Source organism: Spirosoma pulveris, from assembly GCF_054781875.1.
In genome coordinates this window covers 248,860-261,362 of the sequence record NZ_BAAGTO010000004.1, presented here as the reverse complement: position 1 = coordinate 261,362, position 12,503 = coordinate 248,860, and the positions used below count along the sequence as shown (strand labels likewise).

The 12,503-nt window shown below is 52.9% G+C and carries 7 protein-coding genes; all 7 read right to left on the bottom strand.

Translation table 11 applies throughout. The features are described from left to right. Positions 1-85: 85 nt before the first annotated feature. The gene (locus ACYVJM_RS16965) at positions 86-3,118 is read right to left on the bottom strand and encodes a DUF6797 domain-containing protein (protein ID WP_461149414.1); all 3,033 of its coding nucleotides are present in this window, start codon (positions 3,116-3,118) and stop codon (positions 86-88) included. A 143-nt stretch (positions 3,119-3,261) separates the two neighbouring features. Next, positions 3,262-5,643 carry a GH92 family glycosyl hydrolase gene (locus ACYVJM_RS16960; RefSeq protein ID WP_461149413.1) on the bottom strand — a complete coding sequence of 794 codons (2,382 nt, stop codon included), beginning with the start codon at positions 5,641-5,643 and terminating at the stop codon, positions 3,262-3,264. Between the two features lie 135 nt (positions 5,644-5,778). Continuing rightward, positions 5,779-6,081, bottom strand: coding sequence for a GIY-YIG nuclease family protein (locus tag ACYVJM_RS16955; RefSeq protein WP_461149412.1), 303 nt, complete (start codon positions 6,079-6,081; stop codon positions 5,779-5,781). A 142-nt stretch (positions 6,082-6,223) separates the two neighbouring features. Next, positions 6,224-8,812, bottom strand: a complete 2,589-nt coding sequence (locus ACYVJM_RS16950) for a glycoside hydrolase family 95 protein (protein WP_461149411.1) — start codon at positions 8,810-8,812, stop codon at positions 6,224-6,226. A 196-nt stretch (positions 8,813-9,008) separates the two neighbouring features. Continuing rightward, a complete protein-coding gene (locus ACYVJM_RS16945) occupies positions 9,009-10,715 on the bottom strand; it encodes a hypothetical protein (protein WP_461149410.1) in 1,707 nt (568 codons plus the stop codon). A 264-nt stretch (positions 10,716-10,979) separates the two neighbouring features. Then, the gene (locus ACYVJM_RS16940) at positions 10,980-11,468 is read right to left on the bottom strand and encodes a GtrA family protein (RefSeq protein ID WP_461149409.1); all 489 of its coding nucleotides are present in this window, start codon (positions 11,466-11,468) and stop codon (positions 10,980-10,982) included. A 252-nt stretch (positions 11,469-11,720) separates the two neighbouring features. Further along, positions 11,721-12,479 (bottom strand): succinate dehydrogenase/fumarate reductase iron-sulfur subunit, encoded by a 759-nt coding sequence (locus tag ACYVJM_RS16935; protein ID WP_461149408.1) that lies wholly within the window; start codon positions 12,477-12,479, stop codon positions 11,721-11,723. Between the last annotated feature and the right edge of the window lie 24 nt (positions 12,480-12,503).

Here is a 12,503-nt window from a genome sequence, read left to right as displayed (position 1 = left end):
CGGTAATAGAAGGCATTGTTAGCGTTTACCGAAGATCCCTCCTGGCCGCACCGGCGGACCGGTCGGGATGACAAAAGCCAACTCATCACCTGACCCCGGCGAAAAGCTGGTTGTTGGCTTTTTGCAATCGGTGAATCGTGTTCTGCACCTTGCCTTTAAAGAGGTGCCCTTTCGCATCCGTCACCGAATAGGCAATGGTCATGATGTCGGTGGGTTTTATGTCGGGGAGCATAAGTTTCACGGTCTTTTTATCCTGACTCAATTTCACATTGGCAATGGTCATCGTCTGCGTGTTGTATCGGTCTGACCCATATTTCCGGCTCCTCCGAATATCCCAGCACTGTACGGTATAATTTCCGGGATTACGGCTATTTTTCTCGTCCAGCTCGCTGGCAAACGTCAGTGTAACGCCATCGGCTTCGGCCCCCAGCCGAGTGGGCAGCGGGACGGGTTTTCCAGTATAGCGAAGCCGGTAGAAATCGCCCCCTTTAATCGTTTGCGACGTCCCCCAGGCCGACATGCCACAGGCATACAGTTGCCCGTCGGCGGGGTTGAAGCGCCCGCGCATGATGCCGGTGCGGAATTTAACGCCCGGCAGGTCGATTACGCCACCCTGTTTCTGGCCGTTCACGTCCTGGGGCAGCACCAGCTGAATCTTGCCATAGCCGTATGAAAAACTGAGCAGGCTACCGTTCAGCGGGCCCCATTTCTTACTATCCACCCAGAGCAACTCCGACGGCGACCGGTCGAACTCCATATCGATCCAAACCAGCGGCTGCTCCATAGCCGCTTTGGTCGAGTCGTTGGGCGGGTTGTAGCCCCACATATTACCGTAGAATTTTCCCTTGCCGTCAATCCAGTTGACGCGGTTCATGGGGTTCCAGTAGCCTTGCTGATCGGTCACGATGAAACTACCGTCGGGGTTGATGCATACGCCATTAGCGGCCCGGAACCCAGTGGCAATAATTTGTGTAGTAGCGCCGTCTTTGCTAACTTTCAGCAGGGTTCCGTGCTGGGGAATCAGGGCTTCGCGGGCGTGACGGCCACTTTTGGCGTAATACAGGTTCCCTTCCCTATCAGCCTGCAAGCCCATAGCGAATTCGTGAAAATGATCGGTTACCTGATGATCGTGGTTGAAGCTTTCGTAAAAATCAGTCTCGCCATCGCCGTTCAGATCGCGGAGTAGCACCAGTTGGTCACGGCAGGTAACGTATATTTTTTCGTTCAGTACTTTAATGCCCAGCGGCTGGAAAAGCCCGGACGCGATGCGCTTCCAGCCAAGCCGCCCCCTGGCATCGGTCAGGCCCGTAACCCGCCACACGTCGCCATCCGTGGTGCATAAAACCGCCACATTGGGGTTCCTCATGAAGTCGATACCACTGAGCTTCATCCGCGACTTCCACGGATTGTCGTAGGGTGGCGACAGTTGATCGACGGCAAACAACCCGTCGTTTTTCCCCGGCGTAATGGTCGTGTAAAGCGTTTGCGGGTAGTGCGGCTTCCCGCCTTTGGTGTACCTATCGAGTGATTCGGGTTTGGGTGAACGGGCGGCAAACTCGTTCAGGGGTTTACTGCCGGACCGGGCCATGAACAGCTTGACGGTCGTTTTCGCCGTAGCCGAAAGCTGTAGCACAACGTACCCGTCCTCCTCTTTCAGCGATGCACCGGTACCGATGACTGCCACGTTAGTGCCCGCCCGCGCCACTCTGGTTTTGAGCCGCTGCTGCGCCGGATTGATGGTCAGGGTTCGGGTAAAAACTGGTTGCCCCTCCACTGTCTCCATCCCCAGCTTTTCCAAAATAGCGGCCTGACCGACGCTGTAAGCAATAATGACCGCATTCCCGTAATGATACAACCCTTTATAGTTGGCCCACGTTTTGGGTAACGGCCCAAACTGGCGACCGTCCCGCGCCGTAAATCGAGGGTCGTCGAACGAGTCGGTAACGGGATTTGCCCAGCCCGGCCCAACGGGGGTTTCGAAGTGCAGCTGGCCGATGGTTCGGGGGTAGGTTTCGTGATTATCGTTGAGCAGAATACCCTCCCAGTCGATAAACCCTTTGCCCGTCCAGCCACCGGCAACGCGCATAACATCGTGGTCGAAGATCATCCAGGCCTTCCCGGCCGATACGCCACCAACTCCGGTATCGACCCGCACGGCAATGCCTTTATAGGCAAAATTATTCTTCCGGTAATATTCATCCGCGTAGGGCACGGGCCGTGGCGAGTGAAACCGTTTGATGCCCGTTGCCGAATCGGCCAGCTCGTAGGTGTTGATGAAGAAATTCCCGTAATCCATGTCCGACCACGGATGATACGGCTGCACGGCAGGCCCTTTCGACGTTCCTTTTGGCAGGCTGGCGAGGTAGCCGGGCGTTACGCGCAGGTATTGCCCGGGGTTCTTTTCCTTGACGAAATTCTCCCGGATATACCCGATTACGTCGTACTTCTCCTGCGGGCTGAGCGTCATCTGGGGCGGCATGGATCCGTATCCTTTGGTAATGGTCTGATACATCGAAAACGGGTCGTATCCTGCCTTGAACCGTTGCGCCCAAAACTTATGCGACATGGGAATCGACCCTTCCGACTCCGGATGGCCGTGGCAATTGATACAGATCGCATTATAAATCCGCTCGCCACGGGTAAATCCGTCCCGGTCGAAATCCGCAAGTAACCCGGCATGGTCGAGGTTGGTTTCAGAGTTGCTCACTTCCTGATCTGTCAGAATGTAGGAAACGGTGGGCGGCTTGTAGGCAACGGCAGGTTCTACCGGCCGTCGGGCGGTTATCCGATAGGTTTTTGTGGCCGACGAAACGGTACCCGTAAACGTATCGCCGGAAAACGCGCCGGTTAGCTGGTAGGCTGTTTTTCGAAGCATAAAGCGGCCATTCAGCGTGTTACCCTCAATCGTCAACGGTTGTATGGGGATGGCTCCGTATTCAAATGAGCGTAAAACGCCGATGTAGGTCGCTTCTTTTCGGCTCAGCGTCAGAGTGCCGGAGAGTTCTTCGTCCAGCTTGATGGTGTATTCCCACGCCCCCTCAATGGGGTCCGCAACGAACCCGGCCAAACAAATAGCCAGCATGAACACTACTAAACCCGCTGCCGTATTTCGCTTCATAAGGACTAAGGCTTAATTATTTTATGAGTCTTTTGTCATCCCGACGCAGGAGGGATCTTCGGTAGAAGTAAAAAATAGTCCGCCTAGCGAAGATCCCTCCTGCGTCGGGATGACAAATTCATCTCACCTATTTTCACCAAACTTCATCGTCTTGCAGCCTCCGACGACATCGAGACGGGTGCCTGCTCGGGTTTGCTGCCCCAGGCTTTGTTCGGTTTGTCGCCCATTTGCAGGGTCAGCGTGCCGCCGTTGACGACCGTTTCGTGCAGCATCCAGGGCCGGTCGAGGGCCTTCCCATTCAGTTGCGCCGACTGAATGTAGAGGTTCTGCGCCGAGTTGTTCTTCGCGTCGATCACAAACTGTTTTCCTTTGTAATATTTCGGATTGAGCTTGATCGTGATCTTGTCGAAAATCGGGCTGCTGATTTCGTAGAAAGGTTCGGGCGTGGTGCCGCCGTTGGTCGAGAACAAGCCCGTTTTGAGCAGCACCGACAGGCTTCCCATCAGCCCCTGATCTTCGTCGCCACTGTAGCCGTAATCGGGGGAGAGGCCGCTGTATACTTTCTCGACGACCTGCCGGGTCCAATATTGCGTCAGCCAGGGTGCTCCCGCGTAGTTGAAGAGGTGCGCCGTTTGAATGCTGGGCTGATTACCGTAGTTGAGAAATACCCGGCGCAGTTCTTCCAGCGTCTCTTTGTCGTGCGACTTGCCCGACACAAAGTCATGCTGCTGCGCTTTCTCGAACGAGCTGTTCAGCTTAGCGGTAAAGGCTTCCCGTCCGCCCATGAGGGTAATCAGCCCCTGTACATCATGCGGCACAAACCAGGTATACTGGGCCGCGTTGCCCTCTTCCCAGCCGTTATCGTAGCGCAGAATATCGACCGGTTCGGCCCATTTACCACCCAGCGTTCGGTTCCACATCCAGCCCAGGTTAGGGTTCCAGATGTTTTTATAGTTCTGCGCCCGTTTCATAAACAGGGTATAATCGTCGGTTTTACCGAGCGATTTGGCCATCTGCGCCAGCGTATAATCCTGATAGGCGTATTCCAGGGTCTGAGTCGAGCCGTCCTGATGGAAACCGTAGCGGGTCGTGCTCATCGGGTGGGGAACGTACCCACGATCCAGGTAAAATTCGATGCCGCCCCCTTTAAACGTGTTGTGTTCGTACCCCGCCTTGCTCATCATGCCACCGGGAAAATGGTTTTTGCGCAGACCCTCGTAGGCTTTTTCGATGTTGAAGCCCCGGATGCCCTTCAGGTAAGCACTCACAATGAAAGGCGTGGTGGAAGCACCGGTCATCACGTAGGTGTAGTTGCCGCCCGCCGGTCCACGGGGAATGAGCCCGCCATCCTGATACATCATCACCATCGAGTTGACAAACGATTCGGTAACCTCCGGGTACACCAGATGCCAGAGCGTGTTAATGGTCCACTGTGCCCCCCAGAACGAGTCGGAGTTGTGGTGATTGAATTTAGGTTTACCGTTGGCATCCAGCGGAATCTGTTTGATGCGCCGTTCGGGACCGGTCATGTCGCTGTACTTGCCGTTTACGTCGGAGATAATGCGTCGGCCTTGCAGGGCATGCCAGAGGTCGGTGTAAAAGCGGCTTCGGGTGGTGTCGCTGCCGCCCTGCACCTCGATTCGGCTCAGCCAGTTGTTCCAGTCAGAGTGGCTTTCCTGCACGGTTTTCTCGAAATCCCAGTGCGGCAGTTCGGTCTTGAGGTTTATGCGGGCCTGTTCTTCGCTGACGTACGAAATGGCGACTTTCATCTTCCGCACCTCACCCGCTTTGGTTTTAAAGCTCAGGTACGTCCCCACGCGTTCACCCTCAATCACGCCATTGATCGTTTCCAGCTTTCCGTTCCGCCAGCCCCTGAACGAATCGAACGGTTTGTCGAAAACGGCGACGAAATAAACGGGCAGTACTTTCGGTCGACGAACGGTTGACGCCATAATCGCGTAGCCTTCAATTTCCTGATTACTCACCTTTTTCACGTAGCCTTTCTGCGTATCCGACGGCCCCAGGAAGGTGGAGAAATCAAACAGAATATGGCTCTGGGCCGAAGCTGGGTATGTGTATTTGTGAAAGCCGACACGGGTGGTCGACGTCAGTTCGGCGGTGATGTTGTAGGCATCAAGTACCACTTTATGGTAGCCGACTTTTACGATTTCTTTCTGATGCGAAAACCGCGAGCCGTACTGCTCGGCGCCCAAATGCCCCTTGAACTCCCCGGTCGTTGGCATCACCGGCACGCCCGATAACTGCCAGCCGTGAATATGGCTAAAGCACTTGATACTGTCCTGATGATACCGATAGCCCGCGCCCCAGTCGGCATTGATTCCATTGTCGGGACTGAGGTTGACCATGCCAAACGGACGGGAAGCCGAGTTAAAAAAGAACCAGCGCGAATTAGCCGCATCGACCAGCGGATTAACGAGGTCGACGGGTTGTTTTTGGGCAACAGCGGCTTGTGTGAGGCTGAGCGTGGCGGTGAGGGCGAGTATATAGTGTGTACGTTTTTTCATGGTTGTAGGTTGTTTTTTTTGTCATCCCGACGTCAGGAGGGATCTTCGGTAAATGCCAACAACACCTGCTCCTAGCGAAGATCCCTCCTACCGTCGGGATGACAAAAGGAGCAGGATGACAAAGAAGCCTTTTCATTATGGCTGAATATCATCATTTAGAAATCTCCATTCGGGATTTATTGAATTGATTAAAGCCACTTTCTTTTCCCTTCTCCAGCCTTTAATTTCCTTTTCACGCATGATTGCGTTGTTTACGTACTGATGATGTTCCCAATAAATTAACCAATGACAGTAATACTTACCCGCAAATTTCTCGGATTGCCCTCTCGACTCATAGTGCTCCTGTAATCGCCTGATTAAGTCGTTTGTCATGCCTGTATACAGCACCGTTTTTTCGGGATTTGTAACGATATAGACATAGAAAGCATACTTATTCATCGTACTATGTTTTTAAAATTCTCGACTCTACTTTTTGTCATCACAAAGGATTTTTTGCCATCTCGCACTTATATTATCCGGCGTTTTTGTCATCCCGACGTCAGGAGGGATGACAAAAACGCCGGATGACAAAAAACGTGGCCTATCGAACCTCATAAGTCTTCCCTTTCTCCGTATTCAACTCAATCGTAAATCCATTTACCAAAGGCCTCTGCCCTAACTTCGTTTGGCCTTTAATGAGTGGCGTCCCGGCGTCGACAAAGCTGAATAACGGATTCACGTTTCCTGAGGCACTACTACCGGCCGGTTGCACGCTCATCTTCTCATTTGTCCGAATTCGGCAGGTGCCCCCAAGGACTGAATGCACGATGGCTTTGGTCAACTTGCCCGCCTTCCATTCCATGTCGACGGTGAAGCCCCCACGCGTTTTGAGGCCCTTTACGCTGCCCGTATGCCAGGCCTGCGGCAGAGCGGGGAGCAGATGAATTTCGCCCGCGTGGCTCTGCACCAGCATTTCGGCAATACCTGCCGTTGCCCCGAAATTTCCGTCGATCTGAAACGGCGGATGGGCGCAAAACAGGTTGGGGTACGTCCCGCCACCCGCCATATGCGTCTTCTCGGTGGTAATGAGTTTGAACAAATTCGTGAGCAGCGATAACGCGTGATCGCCATCGTGCAAACGCGCCCAGATGTTCACTTTCCAGCCCATCGACCAGCCCGTTGCACCATCGCCCCGACGTTCCATGACCCGCTTGGCCGCAGCCGCCAACTCGGGTGTCGACTGGATATTGATCTGGTTACTGGGATGCATGGCGTAGAGGTGCGAGAAGTGGCGGTGCTGCACGTCTGCATCCTCAAAATCGTCCTGCCACTCCTGCAACTGGCCGTATTTACCAATCTGGTACGGCAGCAACTGCGCTAAGTTCTGTTTGACACTAGCCGTAAAATCGTCGTTCACACCCAACACTTTACAGGCTTCGACATAGCGCGAAAACGACTCCCTCACAATGGCCATGTCCATCGTTGGGCCGGGGCTGAACGTGGCTTGCTTGTTGCCCTCGTACAGAAAATTCTGCTCGGGCGAATGACCTACCGGCGTTGTCAGGTAACCCTGCTCGTTTTTCACCAGCCAGCCCTGATAAAACTGAACCGCCCCTTTCAGAAGGGGAAACAGGTCTTTTTTCAGAAATTCCTTATTGCCACTGAACAGGTATTTCTCCCAGAAATGACTCGTCAGCCACCCGGCCGCCATGGGCCAGAAGGCGCAGTTGCAGTTGTCGATGGGTTCGGCATGACGCCAGATGTCCATGTTGTGGTGCGCCACCCAGCCGTCGTTGCCGTACATGTTCCGGGCCGTTTCGCGCCCGTTGATGGCCAGCTCCTTCACCGCCTTGAAAAACGGCTCCTGACACTCCGACAGGTTGGTTAGTTCGGCGGGCCAGTAGTTCATCTGGGCATTGATATTAATGGTGTAGCCGCCATTCCAGGGAGGTGTCATCTGGTCGTTCCAGATGCCCTGCAAGTTGAGTGGCTGACCACCCGGCCTCGACCCGGCAATCATCAAATAACGCCCGAACTGAAAATAGAGCGCCGTAAACGATGGATCTTTTCCGTTTGCAAAAAGCTCGACGCGCTGATCGGTGGGGCGTCTCGATTGCTCGGTTTCGGCCGCTAATTGAATGTCAACCCGGTCGAATAGCCTTTTGTAGTCGGCCAGATGCGTCTGGTATAAGGCAGCGTAGGGCTTTCTCGCGATCGTTTTAAACCGCTGATCGAGAATCGGTTTGGGATCAATGCCCTGGTAGGCCGGACTTTTGTCGAAGCCATTAAAGCTGGTGGCCGCTGATAGTACAAAGACCACTTCTGAGGCATCCTGAACGGTTAGCGTATTTTTGTTCCGGCTGATACGTCCGCCGGTATTGATAGCTTTTACCCGCGTTTCAAACGCCATACCCAGGCCGTTTATCTGCTGGTCGTAAAGCATGTTCTCAATGCCCGGTCTGCGTTGGCCGTTCTTCTCGTAGACTTCGGGGTATTTGTACTGATCGCCCAATTTCTCAACCTGCTCAAACGTCCGTCTCAGGCCAAAACCGGGCACTTTTCCCCGCATCGTCAGCGTGTTACCTTGTACACTGTAGCTGGCTGTTGACTCGTGGGGCGTCGATAAACGGAGCGAACAATTGATTTTACCGGGACCATTTGCCGCGAGTTTCACCACAATGACGTGGTCGGGATAGCTGGCAAAATAGGTTCTGGTGTAGGTAGTGGCGCCGACTTTGTACTGCGTCGTAGCGGTGGCCGTTGCCAGATCGAGCTGACGTTTGTAGTTTGTAATGGCCTCCTTTTTGTGGTCAATGTCGATCCAGAAATCGCCCATGGGTTGGTAGAGCTGGTGATTTCGGCCCAGCCATTCGCGGGCAATCAGCGCCTGTGCTTCCTGATACTTTTTGGCCGCCAGCAACGCGCTGACCTGCCTAAATTCCTTCCGCACATTGAGTGTTTTGTACGTCCCGGTCGGGTCGCCCGAATAAAGCGTGCCTTCGTTTAGCTGCAGATGCTCTCGGGTTGGATCGCCAAATACCATAGCACCCATGTAGCCATTCCCCAGTGGTAACGCTTCCGGCCAAACAGTCGCGGGCTTCTCGTACCAGAGTGTATGGGAAGGACTTTGCCCGAACGACTGCAAATAAGGAAGCAGCAGCAAAAAAAGTAAACGACTCAATCGACTCATGCCTGGAACAGTCAGTTTCTCCTGACAGGAGAATATAGTTAGGGATTTGGATAAGTTTGTATGGCAAACTACCCCACCCCAACCCCTCCCCTGAAAACAGGGGAGGGGCTCCGTCTGATCACTTTTAGCCCCTCCCCTTATTTCAAGGGGAGGGGTTGGGGTGGGGTAGTTTACCACAAACTCTATCATCAGCAGTTTACCCCAGGAATATACTGTGTTTGAACGGCGTGTACCCGGTCAAATAAACGGTTGGCGCATCCATCGCCGGTAACGCGCCCCGCAGCTGCACACCTTTGTGCTCCGCTTTACCCGGCCCGAACCGGATGGTATCGGCACCAACGGTATACGTGCCCGCTTCGTCGGAGAAGACAAAGGCATTGTCTTTTTTAGGGTGTTTGGTAACGCCCCCCAGCGTGCCGCCCGGCCGAAAAATCAGCTCCAAGGCTACCGGAACATTATCCGTCCCCGAGAGGTCGATGTCGATTCGCAGCCCGTTATTGGCTTCGGTGATCGTAACGGTGGTGTCAAGTTTCTGAATTTCACTTTGAGGCCGGTCGGTTCTGGGCATTTTATCCCAGTCGCCGTTAGCATCAATTTTATCGGCGGCTATGGGTTGGTAATACGGCCCCTCCAGCGACTGGCGCATCACCCAGGTATTGCCCTGCTGCTCAATTTTGGCAGGCTGAAATTGCCCCTTGCCAAAGAACGACGCAGCTACACGCATTCCCTGCAAAACGGCATTGCCTTTATGAAAGGTCAACCAGGCTGCATTATTCGACAGCAGCGTAGTATCCCACCCCTCTCGCCGGATTCGTACCACACCCGAATACGGAAAGGCTTTGGCGTAATTCGTTGGCAGCGGTTTGCTGGCGGGCAGTTCGCTCCAGAGCGTAGGATCTTCCAGGAAATAATCGAGATAACCAGCCAGCTGCTCTTTCGGTGTGGTCTTTTCAATCAGCCGACACATAGCCGCCATCTCGCCGTTTTTGTCGAGCAACGCCATGTAGCGGTAGCAGTAATAATACCGTGACATATTGCCGATCGTGCCTTTATCCTGCCGATTCGACCCTTCCGTAACCACCTCGCCATTGGGATGTACGTAATACAGGGTCATCATCAGATTCCGGCGGACGGGCTCGAACAATTCCGTTTTTTTCAGGCCACGAGCCATAATAATCAGCGACCGGTCCACAATAGGCGAATAACTGTTCGTGCTCTTTTCGTTAAACTGTCCGTCGGGGTCGATGTCGATATGTTCGGCCAGCCACTGGTCGATGCGTTTTGTATAACGTAGATCGGGGAACAATTCATTTAATTTGGTCAGCGCTGCCGAGACGACCCAGCGGTGGTTAGGTGTGTGAATGCCTCCTACAATCAGCGCATCACCAGCCCTGGTCAGAAATGTTTTCAGCAATGCCAGGGCGGTACCTGTCCCTTTCGCATTCGACTCGTTCAGGAATCTATACGCCGGAACGATATTTTCCAGCACAAAGGCCGTATCGGGTGTTGAATGGAAGTTCGTGTCGAGGTAATCGATCGTACCGTCCGAATGCTGAAATTTGAGCATACATTGAGCCGCAGCCTCAATTTCCGACAGCAGTTTGGCCGACTGGTGATAGCTTGATTCGGGCGTTGCGAACAGCATACCGGCTTTCATCAGAAACCCGCTTGTGGATTGCGGGTTCGGCATGTCGGCATCGTTCAGGTAGCCTCCAACATACGGGCTGTTCGCATCCGTCACCTTTATGAGCCCATAGTTCGGCAGTTGTCGGTCGTTGATGGCAATCCAGTCGAGCAGCCAGGCCGGTTTGCGAACTGCGCTAGCGTAAACGTCTGTAAATCCAGCTAGCGGCAAAAGGCTGAGGGACGTCGCACCAATCGTAATAAAATTCCGTCTGTCCATGGCAAAGCGTCTTGTGAATAGCAGCCCTACAATCGAGCAGGGCCTTATGAGCCAGCGTGTTATAACCCGTAATCATCCCTTCTGCTCAACCGTCAGCCAGCAGATAAGTCTTTCTATGGAGCCGTGCTTAGTTGTCAGCCCTGTTTAGCAAAGAAAGGCCACAAGGATTTCTAACCCTTTGGTTGGTTATCCACAGGGAAAAGGTTCTCAGGAAGAAAGGAGGTGTTCTATCCGGGATCGGCTCGATGGCTGAACGATCCGGCCTTACAAGTTCAACAGCCGTTTCAGGCGTTCGTAAAAGCCAGTATTGTAGAAGGTAAATGTCTTGTGCAATACGTAATTACTCAAGAAACTCACGCCCATGCCTGTCGTGTGAGCGACTAATTTATTAACATTGACAAGCTTTACCGAAAAGGGAACGACAAGGGTTATAACCTCAAATTTCTTAACCGAGTAGTCGTATAGGAATGAAGAGCCATAGACCGTAATCAAGCACGAAACGATAGAGACTAGTGTAAATTTGATAGCTTCCCGCTGGGTTTTGGTTGAGTTCTTGGCATTGAAGGCGAAAAGCTTTGTCAGAAAGAAGCCCACCACAAAAGCAATGACGTAACCAGCCAGCAAGGCTTGTTCGTAACTAAACTGAAACCACTCCTGAAATAAACTGCCCGCTACAAGTTGTAAGGAAGCGCCTATTGCGGCAACAATAAAATAAGCAAGGATATCCCTGCGGTTGAAAAGCTCACTCGCCATAATCCACTAATAAGGAGACAAAGCTACACGACCTTTTCTGAATTAGCCTAAGTAGCCGATTACTAATTTTAGAAATACAATTTTTGATCTTCCCAAATGCATCATCAATAGCACGTTGAACTAAACGCTTTACCTGATTTTATTCCCTGTTTACTCAGCACCCATTACCCTAAAACACCTGCCGGACACCCATAAAAAAAGTCCGACGTTCAGTTCAGAACGTCGGACTTACTTACTAATAAAAGGCTTTGCTTAGCCTTGAACGTTTTCGGAAGACAACTTGGCGCCAAGATACTCGCGGTTCATGCGGGCAATATGATCGAGTGAAATAGACTTTGGGCACTCAACCGAACAGGCACCTGTAAACGAACAGGCTCCGAATCCTTCGGCGTCCATTTGCGCTACCATCCGCTCAGCCCGTTCCTTATGCTCCGAATGCCCTTGTGGCAAAATAGCCAGTTGAGACACTTTTGCCGAAACGAACAGCATAGCCGATGCATTTTTGCAGGCAGCTACGCAGGCACCGCAACCAATACAGGCCGCAGCGTCCATCGCTTCGTCTGCAATGGTGCGGGGAATCAGGATTTCGTTAGCATCACGCGCCGAACCCGTATTGACAGACACGTATCCGCCCGATTGGATGATCCGGTCAAACGCCGACCGGTCGACCATCAGGTCTTTGATGACCGGGAACGCCCGTGCCCGCCATGGTTCAACCACAATGGTGTCGCCATCGCTAAACGACCGCATATGCAGCTGGCAGGTTGTCGCACCGGTTTGCGGCCCGTGCGCCCGACCGTTGATGTACATTGAACACATGCCGCAAATACCTTCGCGGCAGTCGTGGTCGAACGTAACAGGATCCTCACCTTTCCGGGTTAACGAATCGTTCAAGACGTCGAACATCTCCAGGAAAGACATATCTTCCGATACGTTATCCAAATGGTAATCAACCAGTTTACCCGGCGTATCGTTATTTTTCTGTCTCCAGACTTTTAGGTTAATTTTCATGATTACAGTCAGTGGTTACCAACT